15 protein-coding genes are annotated in these 17887 nt (G+C 39.9%); 3 read left to right on the forward strand and 12 right to left on the reverse strand.

Translation table 11 applies throughout. The annotated features are described in order from the left end of the window. Position 1 precedes the first annotated feature (1 nt). Positions 2–478, reverse strand: a complete 477-nt coding sequence (locus ACMZOO_RS18395) for a DM13 domain-containing protein (RefSeq protein WP_440906347.1) — start codon at positions 476–478, stop codon at positions 2–4. Positions 479–795: 317 nt separating this feature from the next. Here ACMZOO_RS18395 and ACMZOO_RS18400 point away from each other — a divergent pair, with 317 nt between their 5' ends. Beyond that, entirely contained in the window at positions 796–1485 is a 690-nt protein-coding gene (locus ACMZOO_RS18400) for a 2'-5' RNA ligase family protein (RefSeq protein WP_440906348.1), read from the forward strand. Positions 1486–1498: 13 nt separating this feature from the next. On the opposite strand, the gene ACMZOO_RS18405 is transcribed toward ACMZOO_RS18400, so the two are convergent. The 6 genes from ACMZOO_RS18405 to ACMZOO_RS18430 all read right to left on the reverse strand — a co-directional run bounded on the left by ACMZOO_RS18405 (position 1499) and on the right by ACMZOO_RS18430 (position 9908). Then, complete coding sequence (locus ACMZOO_RS18405) at positions 1499–1900, reverse strand: hypothetical protein (protein ID WP_440906349.1); 402 nt, start codon at positions 1898–1900, stop codon at positions 1499–1501. Between the two features lie 120 nt (positions 1901–2020). After that, entirely contained in the window at positions 2021–2509 is a 489-nt protein-coding gene (locus ACMZOO_RS18410) for a hypothetical protein (RefSeq protein ID WP_440906350.1), read from the reverse strand. 32 nt (positions 2510–2541) lie between these two features. Then, positions 2542–3003 carry a thioredoxin domain-containing protein gene (locus tag ACMZOO_RS18415; RefSeq protein ID WP_440906351.1) on the reverse strand — a complete coding sequence of 154 codons (462 nt, stop codon included), beginning with the start codon at positions 3001–3003 and terminating at the stop codon, positions 2542–2544. A gap of 251 nt (positions 3004–3254) precedes the next feature. Continuing rightward, positions 3255–5390: a trypsin-like serine protease gene (locus ACMZOO_RS18420; RefSeq protein WP_440906352.1), complete on the reverse strand. Its 2136-nt coding sequence runs from the start codon at positions 5388–5390 to the stop codon at positions 3255–3257. Positions 5391–5589: 199 nt separating this feature from the next. Continuing rightward, positions 5590–9213, reverse strand: a complete 3624-nt coding sequence (locus tag ACMZOO_RS18425) for a LamG-like jellyroll fold domain-containing protein (RefSeq protein ID WP_440906353.1) — start codon at positions 9211–9213, stop codon at positions 5590–5592. 2 nt (positions 9214–9215) lie between these two features. Continuing rightward, entirely contained in the window at positions 9216–9908 is a 693-nt protein-coding gene (locus ACMZOO_RS18430; RefSeq protein ID WP_440906354.1) for a PEP-CTERM sorting domain-containing protein, read from the reverse strand. Between the two features lie 149 nt (positions 9909–10057). Here ACMZOO_RS18430 and ACMZOO_RS18435 point away from each other — a divergent pair, with 149 nt between their 5' ends. Next, the gene (locus ACMZOO_RS18435; RefSeq protein ID WP_440906355.1) at positions 10058–10258 is read left to right on the forward strand and encodes a hypothetical protein; all 201 of its coding nucleotides are present in this window, start codon (positions 10058–10060) and stop codon (positions 10256–10258) included. Positions 10259–10295: 37 nt separating this feature from the next. On the opposite strand, the gene ACMZOO_RS18440 is transcribed toward ACMZOO_RS18435, so the two are convergent. Further along, positions 10296–11819, reverse strand: coding sequence for a family 43 glycosylhydrolase (locus ACMZOO_RS18440; protein WP_440906356.1), 1524 nt, complete (start codon positions 11817–11819; stop codon positions 10296–10298). 298 nt (positions 11820–12117) lie between these two features. Continuing rightward, the gene (locus ACMZOO_RS18445; RefSeq protein WP_440906357.1) at positions 12118–13305 is read right to left on the reverse strand and encodes an iron-containing alcohol dehydrogenase; all 1188 of its coding nucleotides are present in this window, start codon (positions 13303–13305) and stop codon (positions 12118–12120) included. A 285-nt stretch (positions 13306–13590) separates the two neighbouring features. On the opposite strand from ACMZOO_RS18445, the gene ACMZOO_RS18450 reads away from it, so the two are divergent. Then, positions 13591–14439 (forward strand): diguanylate cyclase, encoded by an 849-nt coding sequence (locus ACMZOO_RS18450; protein WP_440906358.1) that lies wholly within the window; start codon positions 13591–13593, stop codon positions 14437–14439. Here the strand turns inward: ACMZOO_RS18450 and ACMZOO_RS18455 are convergent. The 3 genes from ACMZOO_RS18455 to tpiA all read right to left on the reverse strand — a co-directional run bounded on the left by ACMZOO_RS18455 (position 14420) and on the right by tpiA (position 17556). After that, positions 14420–15622, reverse strand: coding sequence for an ABC transporter substrate-binding protein (locus tag ACMZOO_RS18455; protein WP_440906359.1), 1203 nt, complete (start codon positions 15620–15622; stop codon positions 14420–14422). The two genes, ACMZOO_RS18450 and ACMZOO_RS18455, sit on opposite strands and share 20 nt — an antisense overlap. A 68-nt stretch (positions 15623–15690) precedes the next feature. Then, a complete protein-coding gene (fbaA, locus tag ACMZOO_RS18460; protein WP_440906360.1) occupies positions 15691–16773 on the reverse strand; it encodes a class II fructose-bisphosphate aldolase in 1083 nt (360 codons plus the stop codon). A 12-nt stretch (positions 16774–16785) separates the two neighbouring features. Then, entirely contained in the window at positions 16786–17556 is a 771-nt protein-coding gene (tpiA, locus tag ACMZOO_RS18465) for a triose-phosphate isomerase (RefSeq protein ID WP_440906361.1), read from the reverse strand. Between the last annotated feature and the right edge of the window lie 331 nt (positions 17557–17887).

Genomic DNA, 17887 nt, shown 5'->3' on the forward strand with positions numbered 1-17887 from the left:
GTTAGCGGTACTTGGCTGCAGTTATAAATTGCCCGAAAGACTCGCACCAAACTATCACACTTGTGTAGTTTGATACTTGAATGTCCGAAGGCAATTTTACGATAAAATTATTAAATGTGTTTACCTCACCGACTGATAGCATACTGTCTTTTAACCGGTGAAAATCAGCTTCTGTTTCGACAAACTCTGCTGAGAGATATAATTTGTAGTCAGGTCCTGGGGCTAATTCGCCGCTAAAAGTAATATAACTATCACTAATTGAAACCTCTCCCTCTCCCCAATGTAAAAAGTCACTGTCTTGCAAATTTTTATCAAAATAGCCTGTATACATAGCCCCTTGTGAGGCTTGGGTTATTTCTAATTGGGTTGGCGCATTTGGCGCTGTGATTATCGGCAGTAGATAAATGCCAGCAGCAAAACCAACTAATCCGACAAATGAGTGCGTAACAATAAATAATAGCTTTGTTTGGAGTTTCATCTTGCTACCTTGATTGTGCAAAACAATAAAATGAAAATAGCAGTATTTGTAATACATTTCGACTGCTAAAAATCGAAAGGCATAAAACGGCTAGTAATTAGGCACAAACAGCTAGTTATAATATTTGCAAATACATTTAAGCTATTCCCGACCTAGCGTCTTGAATTTATCTTGCTTTAAGATTGTAAATAATTGTTTTAGTTGGTAAAAACACTTCGAGAAATATTTGGTTTTGCTAAGGCGTTAAGTCATATTTAACTGCAGAACTTAACCATAGCACCTGACGGTGCCGCTAGAGATATAGAGTTTATTTAGGTATGGCAAAACAAATTTACGAGCAGATGTGGCAAAGCTTTGAACAAGCGCTTGTCAGCAATAGCTATCAACTGGATAAATTAATTAACGATAGCAGCGATAGCCGCCGAGGTATTACTGCGCTGGCATACATACAAGACAATAATCAGGCGCTAGCGCAGGAAATTAATCAATTTATCCAAAAGGTAGCTAGATTAGAACCTAGCCAATATTATTATCCAACCAATGAACTGCATTTAACCCTACTGTCAGTTATCTCTTGCATTGCGGGTTTTGAGTTGACTGAAGTTAATGTCGAAGCTTACCGTGAACTCTTTATCGAGGTTATGCGTGATTGTGCGCCAATTAGCATAGAATTTGTTGGCATCACAGCCTCCCCTTCGTCGATCGTTATTCAAGGGTTCCCGGTTGGTAATGGTTTGCAGCTGCTTCGCGAAAAATTGCGTAAAGCACTGCAAGCAAGTGGTTTGCGCACAACTTTTGATACTCGCTATAAATTGGTGGCAGCGCACATCACGGCTGTGCGATTTTGTAATCCGCTAGAAGATAACAATAAACTACTGAGTTTGTGTAAAAGTTATCGCAGCCACTCGTTTGGTACAGTCACCTTTAAGCAATTTGATTTGGTATTTAACAACTGGTATCAAAACTTATCAGTGACTAAATCTTTGGCTAAATATGAGTATGATTAGTCTGAATAACTTGTTATGTTCCTGTTCTCGCATAGACATCAAGTAACGGAAATTTGCTTTGTCCAAAGTTAACAACAATAGAAAGTGTTTCATTAGCTAAGAAACTCTGTGCCAATTCTTGCGGATGAATCCGACTCCCATTCGCAACTAATGCCATTACATGATTATGATTTAGTGTGCGACGACCGTTAGCTGTATTGGTGACAGTAATAACCACCCACCTTTCACCTTGTTCGTTGCTCATAGGCACAAAGTTTAAAATAGCAAAGTCACTTACATCAGGTTGAATATTGGATTCATTTGGAAACGCTAATTTAATGTTTGTGGGTGGTCTTGTTTCTATGGAAAGAGACTCTTTGTCCGCCATTGCGGTGCTAGAAAAAATAGATAAAGATAAAAACATCCATCTAAACATAAAACTCTCCTTTAGGAATGTGACGCCGCATTATTGGGCGGATAAAAGCTCGGTTATAGTTGGGTGGAGCACAAACCAAGCCAAGCTTTATAAGTTCGCGTTGATGCATTTGTTATGCTGCTAATGCATATTCCCGTTTAGGTTTAAGCGTGCCGAATTTACGCGAATGTCAATTTCATTAATTATGTTTTGTTGCTGATTGTCGTCGATAATAATTAACTTACCTTTAGAGGAATCGAATATTGTGAAAGAGATTTGCCCACGCTTATATAGCCAATAGCATATACCAACCATAGAAAGCCAGATACTCATAACTAAGATGCCAGCAATTAGCTGCATACTACTTTCAGAGATCACAACAGCTTTACCAAAAGTCATAATAGCTAAAAACCAAAACGGTATTGTAACGAATTTCCATATAACGTTTTTTTCTCTGTGTTTAATGGGAAAGTCTATATCAATTTGTTCATAAGGAACTTTAAATTCAATAGATTCGTCTGAATCGGAAAAGTGATACTGAACATATTTTTCCGCAAATTCAAACTCTGTTTTCTTTCCTCTAAATTCTTGACGATAAATCAAAATTTCCTCAGCAACATAATGGAGCATTCAGCCTCTTGTGTCCGTCCTTAAACGCATTTTTATACCCTCTCGTTCAAAGACTTAACTATACCTAGAAGCTCCAACAAGATTTCAGGATTGTCGGCAGGCAAGAAGAACATGTAATCCCTCTTTTCGCCAAAGATTCCTGAAACGATCTGACCATTCTTATCAATCACTATGGTTTTAGGAACATACTTCTGATCATATTCTTTCAGTGCCTTAACCTTCAGCTCAGTTTCAGCATTAGCTTTGATTAGAGTCACCCCTTTCGATGCGGATACGACTGCACTGTCCTTGAATACTTTAGAGTACATCTTACAGACAGAGCACCAATCAGCGTAAAGCACAATTACCCCATAAGAATTACTTGATTGCAATTCCTTTATTCCGCTCTCATAAGTATGCCAGTTTATTTCATCACTATTCCAGTCGATATCTTCCGCTGCAGCAGTAACTGAAATAACACATAATATTACGCTTAATATTAACTTTCGTATCACCCTTTTCCTCCGAAGGTATAACGCCGCAATATTGCGCGCACAAAAGGCTTGGTTAAAATTAGGAACGAAGTGACGCAGCCAAGCTTTTTGCGTCCATCCTTAATACGATTGTTATACATCGGTCCGCCGTATTAACCAATGTAAATAAAGACCAACTAGTGTTAGTGAGGGCAAGCGCAAAGTAACTAACCATGCAACGGGGTTTAAAAAGTACCTAAACCAAACGCCCAACCAACAGCGTTATGACTACCTTATTGAACAAACGGTTGAGCTGTTTTTAGCCCGCTATGCCGCCAAAACAACATAATTAATACACCCAACAGCCAGTAACCAAAAGTACCGCCTTTTTTACCCTGATTATTGTTCGGATTTGGTTCAGGATCTGGGTCGGGTGTTGGTTCAGGTTCGACGACTGCTTTTGGTCGAAATACAATATTTTTCACATAACCTTTGTCATCAAACATGGCTTCAAATGGGTCTTTGCGATAAATCCAACTGACACGATTTGTACCTGAGTCAGCCACATTTACTAACACCACATCAAAATCCACTAATCCTGAAATAAAATCAATTTTTTTGCCATTTACATAAACTTCTAATACATCAAATGGATTAAACGGCTCGTCTACATTTTCTTCGGATGCAACTGCCCAATCAAAACTTAATACCCCAGCCCCTTCAAACTCAGCCATTAAGATACTTTGTTGTAAGTTGCCAATATCACCACTTTCAAACTGACCTAGCGCCTGGTTGTACGACCAAATAGTGTCGCCGCCGCTATACCAAGTTAATAACTTTTCCGGTTGGTTTGGGGTTGATTTAAATTGCTCAGCGACAGCTATGGTGGTGGCTGATAACAGAGCTTTGTTTGCAGGTACGCCGCTGTTGGTATTAATAGATAATTCAGTTTGCTGCTCACCAATCTGGTTAGCTAAAAAACGAATGGTTAATTGGCAGCTTTGTGTCGGTTGAAGGTCTTGGCAGTTGTGTTGGCCTAGTTGATATTGATTACTGCCATTTAACGAAAAATCTAGGTTAACAATGCTATTGCTGTTGTTGTCTAACTCTACTTTAAACTCAAAAGGTGAATCTAGCCCAGCTGCACCTACATTGATAAGGGACTGCACTGAAACACCGTTAACGATTGAATCAACCCAAGATGCATAATTTGCAGTTCGGGTATAAACACCAAAGTAACCATCGGCAGCGCAGCCGCGGCCGTGGCTTACAATACCAACTTGCTGCCAACCAAAATTAGTGTTTAACATTAAAGGGCCACCACTGTCGCCTTGGCATGCACTTTTACCGCCGCCAATCACACCTGCGCAAATCATATTATTGGTTATGCCCAAATCTGAATTGGCTGATGGCGCTGGCTGGTTTGGGTTGTCTCGAATAAATGCTTCGCGCAGTATTTGCCGACAATCTGCCGCGTTATATAAATCTAGCTCAACTTGTCTGAGTGTTGTGGCAGTCACAATTTGTGGTGTTTCGTTAGGTTCGTAACCTAAAGTTGAACCCCAGCCCAATACTAAACTAGGTGAATGCGCTGACTCAGCCGATGCAGTTTGCGCTTCTGTTGCTATGCTGATACTTGAGGCGGTTTGTGGCGAACTTGCAAGTTTAATTAACGCAATATCATGCTCAAAAGTAATCTTGTTATAGTTGGGATTAACAAATATTTTGCTGGCGGCGATAGCGTTATCTGCACCGTTGAGTAAATTAAATTCACCTACATTAGCTTTAACATCAATTGCTGAATCGACACAATGCGCTGCTGTCATCACCCAGTTATTACCTAAATATGTGCCGCCACAGTATGAAGCTTGCGCCACTATGCTCGTTTGCTCTGAGATAAATAGGTTAGCTGTTTGGCCAATTAAATTTAAAAGGTTATTACCGCTAGTTTGTGAAACCGCTAATGTTGGTATGTTAGTGGTATTGTCGGCACCTAATGTTCCACCGTAGAGGCCTGCTTCGTTATTAAAAATAATGGCACCTATACCTCCACCATCTTGGCAGTTTTGCACTTTCTCAACAAAAAAATTCTGCCCTCTTTCAATCAAACAAATTTTACCTGTGGCGTCAGTACATACGGCTAAACCAAGTTGGCAGTCGACTAATTCGGCTGTGACATCGCCTTTAGCACTAAAGCTGAAAATAGTATGTTCGAAGTTATTTTCGCTGACTTGTAGTTGACTGTCGGTTTCTTCTAATGTGCGCACCAGCGCCGTCATAAAAGGCCAACTGCCGGATTGTGCTTGTTCGCCGCCAACTATTTGTGGGGATACGTCGGATGATGAGGGAATATTTTGTTGTGGCGCGGCAATCGCCGAATGAGCAAACAGGCTGAGTAAGACGACAGTGCCTAACAATGACTTGTGCATAATATTCCCTAATACAAACTAATTTTAAATCATAATTAATATAACCGAGTATGGAACAAATTAATTACAAATTAAACGATAGAATAAGTTTAGCTCTGTTGTAGCTATTAGCAGGTGGGTTTAAAGGAACTTTAGCTGAAGTTGTGATAATGCGCAGAAAAGCGATAACTTTATCAGTTATCGCTTTGTAGTTTGCAAGTTAGTCTGCTTGAGTTGCAAGTAAACTAATATCGTTATCGGTTAATACTGAATCAAACACTTTAAGCTCATCAATATAACCATTAAACGGTAAGTCGGGCCAGTAGTTTACCCCTAAAGTGAAAGTCGCGTTTTGGCCGCTGAACAAATCACCTAAACCATTCCACGAAGCACTTTCAACGCCATTTACATAAATTGTCGCTAAACCATTATCAACTGTAAATGCAACATGTGTCCATTGGTTGGTCGTTAACGGCCCAGTTTGGGTGTTAAACCAATTGCCGCTGTTAAAACTCCATATAGTTGTGCCACCGTCCCACCAGTTTTGCGGTAAAAAGCTTAACCATTGTTCAGTGCTGTTTGCAGCAAAAAACATGGGTGTATGCACGGATGTTGAGGTTGGATTTACCCAGAAAGATACAGTGTACTGATAGTTATCAATTAGGCCGTCAGGTAATGCAACACCTGTGCTGCCATCAAGATAAATTGCTTGGCCTTCAACACCTGCTGCAAAGTTTTCATTACCACCGACAGAGCCGATTGTTGAACCTATAATACTGGCATTAGAGAAATTACTGTTAGCGTCAGCTAAATGATTGTCAAAACTAAAATGTGCGCGAGCAACTGCTGGCGCTCCAAGCGATTTGACTGTCACGCTAAACTCGCGAGTCGTTTGTTCTCCGCCAATGGCAATAGTTGCGGTTAGGGTAACTACAGCATCAGCTTGACCAACTTGTGGGCGTGTGACAACACCTTCTGCAGTAATTGAACTGCTGTCTGATGTTTGCCAGCTAATGCTTGAGGTAAATTCGCCAGTGAGAGGCAAACTTAAATTGTCAGTTACCGCATTGAGGTTACCTAAGTTGATTGAACCAGCGACTTGGTCTAACAATTGGCTATTGGTTAACTGGTTTATATCTAGTGCAATAATTTCATTTAGCGATAAAGTTGCATCGTAGATACTTAGTTGGTCAATTAATCCATCAAATGGTAAATCCCAGTAGTTAACACCTAATGCAAAAGTACCCTCATTATTTGAGAATAAATCCGCGATTGTGCTACCTGAATATTTTTCTTCGCCATTTAAATAAACTTTGACTAGCCCATTGCTGACTGAAAAAGCCATGTGTGTCCACTGGTTAGTCGAAATACGCTCTCCGGTTGTGCCGTCAAACCAAGCTGTGCCACTCCACAACATAGTATTGCCATCCCAACCTTGTGGCAAAAAGCTTAACCAAGCATCGGTTGCTGCAGCTGCAAAAAATGCAGGGGTAAAGCCAGTAATTTGGTTTGGATTAATCCAAAACGACACTGTGTATTCATAATTTGAAATTAAATTGTTTGGCAATAACACACCATTTGTACCATCTAACAACAGAGCTTGGCCGTTTATACCTGTTGTATAGCTTGCACTACCGCCAGGGATATAAATTTTGTCGCCAGTGGTTGTTGCGTTGGCAAAATCACCAAAACTATCCGTTAAGTTATTTTCAAATTCAAATTGCGCTACACGGTTGTAGACACTTCTTGCTTTAACTGTGATCACAAATTGTTTTTCAACTTGCTCTCCATTAACTTCAATTGTTGCTGTTAAAGTAACGACAGCATCCTCCTGACCAACAGCGGGTCTGGTTACTGAGCCATCTACACCAATTACTTCAGGGTGAGAGCTGTGCCACTGAATTGCAGCCGCACGAGTTGCGCGTGTTGGTAATTCTATTGCCGAAGCTGTAGTAGTTGATTTAAAAGTCAAACTGTCGGTTATCGCGCTAATCACTTCTGCTGTGGTTTTATTGGGTAATTTTGAGCCCCAAACTGTAATACCGTCTGAAGATAACGCAGTAAATGCAGGCACAAGCTGCTGAAGAATATCATTGTACTGCCACTGTATTACGCCGTTAAATGTACCACCGGCAAAACCAGTTTGGCTATTTAACTGCAAACTAATCTGACTTGGATCATTAGCCGAAACAAAATATTGGCCTGTATATTCGCCAGTTACCTGCCCGTCTGCAGTTAAATTAATATACACAGAAGTTTTTGCTACTGAGTTGGTATCATGTTCATGATTGATAAAACGATAGTCACCCACTATGTCTGCAGGGTTTACATTTGTATCGCCTTCAATTGGTACATATCTATGAGGTGAGGTAACCAGCCAGCCATCTTCATTAATATACATTTCGTGTACACGAATAGCGTGTTCTTCACCTCGGTTTGGAAAACGTGTATGGGTAATTAATAAATGTTTGCCCAATGTTTCGTCGTAATAAGCTGAATTGTGACCTGGTGCTAAATAACCTTGGCTTGTGCCTTCATCACCTACTTCGGCAACAAAGGTAAATCCACCCATAAGTTTTACACCATGTTGTTGTGGATCGCCCCAAACGTCAGCCATGTTAAAACCTTCGGCGTCATAAAATGGACCATTTGGATTACGCGAGCGTGATATACGCATATTGTAACCGCCGTCAGAAACAAAACCGCCTAATGAGGTGAATAGATAGTAATAGTCACTCTCTGGGCTGTACAACATGTAAGAACCTTCATTAGCGTAGAAATTACCACCTGTTAGACGAGTACCATAACCTTGACCGGGTTTTGGTTTGGCTGTTTGTTCATCCATTTCAAGTACCCAGATACCACCAAAGTGAGAACCATAGATCATCCATAATCCACCCTCTTTGTCATAATAGACAGCTGGATCTATCGCATTTGGCATTTGGCCATCAATATAAACATCAACGCCCTCTGGTAAGTCGTCGGCGGTGACGCTACTGAGTGTACCTGATTTCAAAAAGACCCCTTTGTCTACATACGGGCCTTCAATGTTATCGGATACAGCAACACCTAAATAGGAATGCGGCATATTACAAACACCAGAGCCTGGGTTGGCACAGTGGTTGTAATAAAAATAGAATTTGCCATCACTTAACTGAATGACATCTGATGCCCAAGAGCCAACATGGCCGCCTGTCCATTCAATTGCTTCGGGTAGTGCATCTGCGTAACTTGGCGTGAATAAAATACCATTAGTAAAGTTATCGCCTGGATTAACAGCTTGCCAGTTCATTAAATCGCTTGATTTAGCTGCACCTAAATGTGAGCCAAATACATAATAAGTATCTGCAACTTTAATAACAGACGGGTCGTGCACACCATAATCGTTAAAATTGATAAGTTCACTATTAACGCTTGGGCCAGTTGGCGCCTCAACAAATTGTTGTAACTCGGCAGTGTAACTAAATGCACCGCGTTGACGTGCAAATATTATGCGAGTCGCTGTATTTATATCGGCAACTTCAAAGTATGGAAAACCTGCTTCATTTGTGCCATCGGCATTTAATACTGCAAAGCTACTGCTAGTGACAACTAATCTAAGTTGCTCCGAAAGTGTCACATCATCAGTGATCAGTATGTTGTTATCCGTGTAATAACCTGTACCACGTAAGTAAAAACGTGAGCCTTGTTCAATACTTGCTTGGTCTACCAGTTGCCAGTCGCCTTCGGCGGCTCGGACGTTGCTATTGAATGTGAGTTGAGCAACAGCTAATGCGCATAACAGCAAAACACTACGCCAACTGTTTGCAGCAGATGCAAACCTTGAATGTAATTTAGGTAGCATGATTACGCCCCTACTTTGTTGTGAGTGTGTTTATCTGCTCTCGTGACTGTTTTGCCTAACCAGCGTTGACGAGCTAATAGAAGTAAACCACTGAGTAACAATGCAACAGACGTTGGTTCTGGTACATCAGTTGCTGTTTCAGTTATGGTTAAGTTTGATATTGTAATTGAATCGAAAACGTCAAAATCGCCGTCAATCACACCAAATTGAATCGATGCATTTACACCAGACCAATCAGTCACATCAAAAGCGCCACCCGAGGTTAAGTCAATTGCGGCCAAGTTATCGTCTAAATCAAGTAGTTCAACAAAAGCGTAGTCAAAGAAATCATCGGTCAACGAATAAGACACATCCAGTGATAGTGTTAGGCTATTACCAGGGGCAACAATATCGAAGGTAAAATCTTGAAATAACACGACACTCCAATAATCATTTTCATCATCAAATGATGTTGTGAGGGTTGCACTGCCAGCTGACGTAGAAAAGTTGTCTACATAGCTGGCTGTGATGTCGCCAGAATCGACATTGTCCATGTCTGCTAGATAGTTGTAACTAACCACTTCGCCATTCCAATGGTCAAATTCGTTTGCGAAATCACTATTGATTAACCCTGCGCTTGCAGATTGATGCCAAAACAGGCTAGCTGCCAAAACCAATGGTGCGCACGCCCCTATTCTTTTGTTGAGTACTTTCATGTTATTTCCTATGCCAATTGTTGTGCTTATGATAAAGTAATTTAGTATTACTGTATCATAAATTAACATCTTGTATCTAAGTAGTGTTTTTTGTTAATTTGTTTTTATAAATTATACGAATGTGTCATATCAAAAGGAGAAAGATGTACATGTCTAAAAACTCAAAAATATGGTGTCTGTTGTTAATTGCTTTAGCTGGCGTGATTGGAATTGTGTTGATTAGCTTACTAGCTATAGATACTGGTTATAAAGGCGCTGCTTTGCCTATTCTTATTCTGTCGGCTCTGGTTTATAAATCTTTGGATATTTTCGCTAGAATGATGGCTGGTAGTTTGAACGAGTCTAGATAAAGATAGGTAAGACTTTAGTCTTACCTATTAATTACGATTAAAACTGCTTATCGCCTGCTACTGGCAAAGGGGCACCAGCGAAAAAGTCTGGTGCTGATACTTCAACAGTTTGTCCGTGCGTTTTAAATACTAAATATACATTGCGCTTTTCGCCGCGTGCTTCGCGTAAAAAGGTTTCGGTACGCGCATTATTAATTTCAATACTATTGTCACGTAATAACAAAGTGCCCATTAACATACCGTCCGGGCTGTCGCGGCGCACTTCAATATGGCCGTTACTAATGGTTTTATGCACTGTCATACCAAAATAATAATAGCCTGTGCCTAAATCTAAGTTTTTAAATTCAACTACCGCACCGTCTTTCGCAACTATTTTGTCTTGCACTAAGTTAAAGTTGGCGCCTGCTGGTGAAATTTTAGGTTTAATTCTAAAAGGTTGTTTAATGCTAACGGCTTTTACCCCTTCTAAGGTTTGCTGCACAGGTATAGCTAGACCATTTTCATCGTAATTTAAGTAATCAACCGACACTGAGCGCTGAGTCCAAGTCCCCATACTTTCAAACTCATCTTGTTTCCAAGATGACAAGGCCGAGGTATGGTAAAAGAAATATTCTTGGCCATGAAACTCGACAACTGCACCGTGATTTGATTGAGTTAAACGCCATGGTACGTAATCTTTTCCTGGAAATTTAGGGCCATTGCTATTATCAACTTGATAACCCAACTCCCAATTAATTGTGCCTTTATAATCTAGTGGGCCGGTTGCCGAATTTCCGATTGAATAGTCTAAATGTGATTTAGCCCGCTTTGGATCATCAGGGTTATTTTTATCGACTTTACCGTTATATTTTGTGTGGTATTGGTAATAGTATTTGCCGTCGCGCTTGTGCATCCAAGCAGCTTCCATGAAGTTGTTTGTGCCATAATCCAATTTAAAATATTTGCCATCAATATCTCGCATATCATCTTGCAGTTTGCCCATTAATGCACGGTTCCAATATAGATAAGCTTGGCCGTCATCATCAATAAATACCGAAGGGTCTAAACCAGCAATAGGTACGCCCGCCATGCGTTCAACCGTAACTTTATAGTTACCATCCGCTCGGTTACTTTCGGCGACTGCGACATAACGGTCGACACCTTTGTCTTTACCTTTGCTAACATCTAACAAATTGCGCATTGGGTAGTAAATATAATAAGTACCATTACGGTAGACCATATCAGGTGCCCAAATGGCCCAATCTTCATCTTCACCTTCTGGCATATCTTTAGTGTGCAATATGGTGCCGTGATCGACCCAATGTTTCATATCTGCCGTTGAAAACATTTGTAATGCTTCCATATTGTGATAACCCGGCTTATCTAAATGATCAACCGAGGTGACCATCCATACTCGACCATCCGGCATAACTTTTGGCGCTGCATCCGCTGTATACATATGCGTAATAACTGGATTGCCATATGGATAAGGTTTGTTGTTGACGTTCTTTTTTGCGGCTAAACCAAGCGAAGGCACAGCAATTGATGCGCTAATTAACAATGATAAAACTTTAAGCTTCATGTAACACCTTTGTACTAATTGTTGTTAAGCCTAGTCTCATACAAATTTTAATAATATGTTAAATTTGGCGTCTCACATTTCAAACCTATTGTTTTAAATTTTAAATTCTTAATTGTGACTGCTGGTCAATGCTTAATTTTGACAAACTTGACCATTTGTCCTTGCGGGCTGAGATTTAGCCTGGCATTGTTTCGGCGGTTATAAACATAAAAGCCACTTCTGTTACTCACTACAGAAGTGGCTTTGCTTTGGCTATCTTACTTCTTGGTTTTAACTACCCAAACGGGTTGGGTATAGTCTATTTACACAGTTGGTAAATTCTTACGATCTCATCTTTAGTAATAGGACGTGGGCCAGCTGTACTCTCTGGCGCACCACCTGGGAACATACGTACAACATCTTCGGCCATTTGCTCAAACTTATCTTCACCTATGCCTACATCAGACAAAGTTAAAAATGCATCCATGCGTTTGAACCATTCACGTACTTTAACGTGCAGCAAGTTAGCTGCAACTAGATCATCTGTTTCTGTCACACCAAAACAGCGGCGCGCTAATTTGGCAAAGCGATGCGGAATTGCATCCGCCATGTGTTCTAAATAAGCTGGGATAACAACAACCATGCCACGAGCATGTGGTAAGTCATAATATGCGCTTAATGGCATTTCAACCGAGTGCATTGGAATACAACCCAAACGCCCAAGCGCTTGAATACCTGACCAACCAAAAATCGAACACAAAGCCAGTTGGCCACGTACTTCTAAATCTTCAAGATTGTTGATGATTTTTTCAAAGTTATCCATCAAACATAAAATCATGCCTTCAGTCATCCTGTCCGCAAACTCAGATTCAGCATGGCTAGATAAATAATGTTCAACTAAGTGAGAGAAAATATCGATACAGCTCTCTTTAGTTAAGTGCATAGGTACAGATTGCAGAATTTCGGGGTCGACAATCGCTACTTTTGGAATGCGGTACGGTGAACGCGAAAAGCTTTTTTCGTTGGTTTCTGCGTTTTGTATTACACCACCCGCATTACATTCTGAGCCTGCGGCTGAAATACTTGGTATTGAAATAATTGGGTAAGCACCAGTGTACTCTCTTGGTGTACGTTCACCTAATACAACATAATCCCAAGATTTACCGCCAGAAAAAGCGGTGGCAGCTATGTATTTTGAGCCGTCTATAACGCTACCACCGCCAAGAGCAATAACTAGGTCGCATTGTTCTGCAATAAATAATTCGGTTGCCTGATCAATTGTTTGTGCTCTAGGGTTAGGTTCAATGCCAGTAAAAATTACTACATCTAAACCAGCAGCACGCAAAGATGTTTCTACCTTGTCCACAACAGGATCTAATGATGAGCCTTTAGCATAAGTTGCTATCATGGCTTTTTTGCCATACTGAGCAGCAATTTGCCCAACTTCACTTACTCTTCCTGGTCCGTAGGTTAATTTTGTCGGAAAGTTCCATTCAAATGGAGTCATATAGCACCTCATGTAAATCTGTGTGAATTAACTTAATTCAATGCGTGTGTTACTAATGTCATGGAGTTATAATCTCAGTGGTTTACCATAATGTCAAACAAAAATGTAAAAATTGGTATGAAATTGTATTTTACTGATCTATACTGACCAGGAAATGAACAGAACGGAATTCTTAATATCAACATTCAGTGCATTGTTGAAGAAGCAGTTTGTGGGGCAAGCTGCAGCCAATAATGTCGAAACTGCTAAGTGAGGTGTTTGGTGATTAATTCGTTTAAAAGAAGTATGAAATGTCTGACAGTTTTGTTGGGGTTAGTTTACGCGACATTTGTTAATGCAAATCCAAATCTTGTGATTAAGCACAACAAGATAGACTCACCTAAAGAAGAATATCAGTTTGGTTTGTTAAAACTTGCGCTGAGTTATTCGGATAAAAAATATCAATTTGATGAATCTAATACTTATTTAACTCAGCAAAAACTCATGTCTGATTTAGGCTCAAATAATATTAGTGTCGCTTGGGTTGGTACTTCTAGCGAATATGAACAAACGTATCAACCTATCCGTGTGCCTTTGTTTAAAGGTTTATTGGGTTATCGAATATTTTTAATTAAACCAGAAGCACAAGAAAGTTTTAATCAGATTAATTCGGCTAAAGATCTTTCTGGTTTGCGTGCAGGGCAAGTTCGCACTTGGGTGGATACACAAATTTTGCAACAAGCCAATTTGCCTGTGGTAACTTCGAATAAATTTAGCAACTTGTTTTATATGTTAGAAGGCCAAAGGTTTGACTACTTTCCGCGTAGTGTTTATTCAGCTTATGCAGAAAAACAAAAATACCCTGAGCTTGGTTTACAAGTTGAGAACAGTTTAATACTGGTTTATACCTTACCAGGTTACTTTTTTGTCAATAAACAAAACCAAGCTTTGTACCAAGAAATATCTGCTGGCCTGAATGCGGCAATTGATGATGGTTCGTTTGATCAGTACATGCTAAATCATCCATTGATTAAAGATGCGCTCGAATTAAGTAATATTCAAAATCGCAAAGTTATTCGCTTGGATAATCCGTTTTTGCCACCACAAACCCCAATAAATGATAAACGCTTGTGGTTTAATCTTGCACAACATTAGCGGTTAAATGTTGTAAATAATTGAAAGAATAATTGGTCGCGTGCTGCAGATGCACTTGCTGATAGTGGCGCGACATTTTCAAAAAATTAATCTGCTCTAAATTGAAATATTGGTTGTTGTGTTTAAATAAATGCACGATCGACTCATCCATTTTTTGTAAATCTAAATTAAATGTAACCCCAATATCTGCTGCAAAGTCTTTACCATTGAGATAGTCGTATAACAAGGTCATGGCGTAAGCCCCTTGTAAAAAATGCCCGCCGTAACTGACGCGCATTTGTTTTAATTCAATCGCTTTTAATGCATCCGAATTCCAGTCTACTCCACCTATTATGTATTGTGTTGGGTCTAAGTTCGCATCTATAAGTCCGTCTATCGCTCCTAAGGCTAACTCGTCATTAGCACACCAAATAATTTTTACGTCACCATGTCGTTTGAGTAGTTTAGGTAAAACTTCTTTTGCGCGGCTACGAGACCAGCTTCCCTCAATTAATTGAGCTAAATGGAAATTTGGCAATTTTTCTAGTGCTTGATTTAAACCTTGTTTACGCAATACACTGGCACTATGTGTGCGCTCACCTGCTATTGCGATGACCGGAATATTATTTTTATCTGTGGAGTTTTGCGCAGCATAATGAGCGGCCAAATAATGCATCAGTTCATTACCTGCTTTTTTATCATCTGTCCTAAATTCTCCAAGCCAATGTTTGAATAGTCCTCTTGGTCGTCCAACAGCATTATTGTTAGTGTTATCGAGTAAACTTTCATTGAGGAAGTTGGTAATAATACTAATGGAAGCAATGTTAGCTCGCTCTAGGATATCTAAAACTTTACCGCCTTTATTTAGGTAATTGTAGAAGATAACTGCATCAATTTTGCCGTACTTGCCAGCTGCGACTTCTTGCGCACGTTCAACATAGTTAAATCGATTGCGATTAAAATCCACTAGTACCAACTCAATACCCAAATCTTGGGCAGCTTTTGCGGTAAATTTATGTGTGTGTTTCCAAAAGGCATTCCCTTCACCAAATATGATTTTTTCGTCGGCTAAATCAATTGGTACAAACCAGGCGATACGCAAATTCGCGTGTGCATTAAAGGTAAAGAAAAGTAACAAGAGGTAGGCTATCTGGCGATAGCCTATAGAAAGATTAAACATAACAGAGCGAATAATGTGTTTCATCTAACAAGTATAGTTAGCTGCAACAAATTGACAAATATGCCGCCTGCTTTTGAATAAATTTTGCTTTTTTATCTAAGCAAGGTATTGCGGTTGATACAATTTAAATCAGCGAAACTCTGCTCTAAGCGTTTAGCCATGTTCTCTTCGCCTTTGCGCAACCAAACTCTCGGGTCGTAGTATTTTTTATTTGGTTTGTCTTCGCCATCTGGGTTGCCAATTTGACCTTGCATATAGCCTTCGTTGGCTAAGTAGTATTGGTGAATACCTTGCCAAGTCGCCCATTGAGTGTCTGTGTCGATATTCATTTTAATTACACCATAACCAATAGAGTCACGAATATCTTGTAAATCAGAACCTGAACCACCGTGGAACACAAAGTTAAGTGGGTTGTATTTAAGGACAAAGTTGTCAACTAAATAGGCTTGGGAATTGCGTAAAATCGCTGGCTCTAATTGCACATTGCCTGGCTTGTATACACCGTGGACGTTACCGAAGGAGGCTGCTACTGTGAACCTATCACTAATCTTAATCAGTTTGCGATAGGCATAAGCAACGTCTTCTGGCTGAGTGTACAAAGCAGCACTATCTATACCGGTATTATCAACCCCATCTTCTTCGCCGCCTGTACAACCTAACTCAATTTCTAAGGTCATTTTTATGTTGTACATACGTTTTAAATATTGTGCACAAGTATCAACGTTTTCTTTTAACGACTCTTCCGATAAATCAATCATGTGCGAACTAAACAAACTCTCGCCATGTTTTAAGAAATATTCTTCACCTGCATCTAACAATCCATCAATCCAAGGCAATAATTTTTTCGCAGCATGATCTGTATGTAAGATCACCGGAACTTCGTAATGTTCAGCGGCCATGCGTACGTAATGTGCGCCTGCAATCGCGCCCGCGATTGACGCTTCAATTGAATCTAATTCGCTGCCTTTACCAATAAAAAAGCCAGCACCACCGTTAGAGAACTGAATAATAATCGGTGAATTAACTTTTTTTGCCGCTTCTAACGCTGCGTTAATTGAATTGGTATTAACCACGTTAACTGCTGGGATGGCGAACATATTTTGTTTAGCGATGGCAAACAACTTTGAAACATCATCACCGGTTAACACACCATGGGTTTTGGATAATCTTGGCATAGATAAAGCCTCTTAATCGGTTTTTTGGGAAAATTGATCGGCGACCTGACAAATTTCCATAAAGTGTGATGGATCTAAGCTAGCGCCGCCGACTAACAAACCATCGATATTTTTTTGTTCCAAAAGTAGTGCTGAGTTGGTTTTATTGACGCTACCGCCGTACAAAATACGTACTTTTTCGGCAACATCTTTACCAAATAAATGTTTAATCTCTTTACGAATAAAACAATGTACTTCTTCGGCATTTTCCGCTGATGCGGCGTTGCCTGTGCCTATTGCCCAAACTGGCTCGTAAGCAATTAATACATCGTCACCGCTAAATTCAATGCCTTCTAAACCTTCACTGATTTGTCTAAACAACACATCACGGGTCACTCCGGCATCGCGCTCTTCGGCATTTTCACCTATGCATAACACAGGTTTTAAATCGTTGGCTATGGCGCTTTGAACTTTAATATTGCACGACTGGTTGTTTTCACGAAACATTGAGCGACGCTCTGAGTGGCCAATTAAACAATATTTACAGCCGGCTTCTTTAAGCATTTGCGCTGAGGTTTCGCCTGTGTAGGCACCAGACTCAAATTTACTGACGTTTTGACTGCCAATGACTACACTCGAGTACTGTAAAAAACTCAGCATTTCACGTAGATAAATATAGGGTGGGCAGACTACTACATCGGCTTTAAAGTATTTTCGGATAAAACTGGCAACTGATTTACACAATAAATCTATGTCACCATTGAGTTTCCAGTTGGCAATAATAATAGGGTTTCTAGCTTTCATAACGACAACCACCTTTAAAAAAAGAACATCCTTGTAAAAAGTACGACTACTAAATTGTGGGCCTATTTATCTTTCGTGAACAATTTTGCAGCGAATTGTTTGGTATTTGTACAAGGCATAGCGATTGTCATGTAGTTGAACTACATAAATGAGCTATAACGAAGTAGAAATGCCAAACAAACACTGCCTTTCAGGTTCGTTCTAAATGCTTTTTACTCTATGTTGCAGCATTTCGACTTAATTCATTAGGCCTTCAACGCTGCGCCTTGATTAAAAAGCATTTAGTTAGAACAAAATTTGTTCCCGAAAAATAAACAGGCCCTAATCTTTT

Origin of the sequence: Catenovulum sp. SX2 (assembly GCF_052056295.1) — a bacterium.
Classification (GTDB): domain Bacteria; phylum Pseudomonadota; class Gammaproteobacteria; order Enterobacterales; family Alteromonadaceae; genus Catenovulum.

Excerpts from the sequence above, each read along its gene's own strand:
- ACMZOO_RS18395 (WP_440906347.1), bottom strand. The coding sequence starts at position 478 with ATGAAACTCCAAACAAAGCTATTATTTATTGTTACGCACTCATTTGTC.
- ACMZOO_RS18400 (WP_440906348.1), top strand. The coding sequence starts at position 796 with ATGGCAAAACAAATTTACGAGCAGATGTGGCAAAGCTTTGAACAAGCG.
- ACMZOO_RS18405 (WP_440906349.1), bottom strand. The coding sequence starts at position 1,900 with ATGTTTAGATGGATGTTTTTATCTTTATCTATTTTTTCTAGCACCGCA.
- ACMZOO_RS18410 (WP_440906350.1), bottom strand. The coding sequence starts at position 2,509 with ATGCTCCATTATGTTGCTGAGGAAATTTTGATTTATCGTCAAGAATTT.
- ACMZOO_RS18420 (WP_440906352.1), bottom strand. The coding sequence starts at position 5,390 with ATGCACAAGTCATTGTTAGGCACTGTCGTCTTACTCAGCCTGTTTGCT.
- ACMZOO_RS18425 (WP_440906353.1), bottom strand. The coding sequence starts at position 9,213 with ATGCTACCTAAATTACATTCAAGGTTTGCATCTGCTGCAAACAGTTGG.
- ACMZOO_RS18430 (WP_440906354.1), bottom strand. The coding sequence starts at position 9,908 with ATGAAAGTACTCAACAAAAGAATAGGGGCGTGCGCACCATTGGTTTTG.
- ACMZOO_RS18435 (WP_440906355.1), top strand. The coding sequence starts at position 10,058 with ATGTCTAAAAACTCAAAAATATGGTGTCTGTTGTTAATTGCTTTAGCT.
- ACMZOO_RS18440 (WP_440906356.1), bottom strand. The coding sequence starts at position 11,819 with ATGAAGCTTAAAGTTTTATCATTGTTAATTAGCGCATCAATTGCTGTG.
- ACMZOO_RS18445 (WP_440906357.1), bottom strand. The coding sequence starts at position 13,305 with ATGACTCCATTTGAATGGAACTTTCCGACAAAATTAACCTACGGACCA.
- ACMZOO_RS18450 (WP_440906358.1), top strand. The coding sequence starts at position 13,591 with ATGAAATGTCTGACAGTTTTGTTGGGGTTAGTTTACGCGACATTTGTT.
- ACMZOO_RS18455 (WP_440906359.1), bottom strand. The coding sequence starts at position 15,622 with ATGAAACACATTATTCGCTCTGTTATGTTTAATCTTTCTATAGGCTAT.
- fbaA (WP_440906360.1), bottom strand. The coding sequence starts at position 16,773 with ATGCCAAGATTATCCAAAACCCATGGTGTGTTAACCGGTGATGATGTT.
- tpiA (WP_440906361.1), bottom strand. The coding sequence starts at position 17,556 with ATGAAAGCTAGAAACCCTATTATTATTGCCAACTGGAAACTCAATGGT.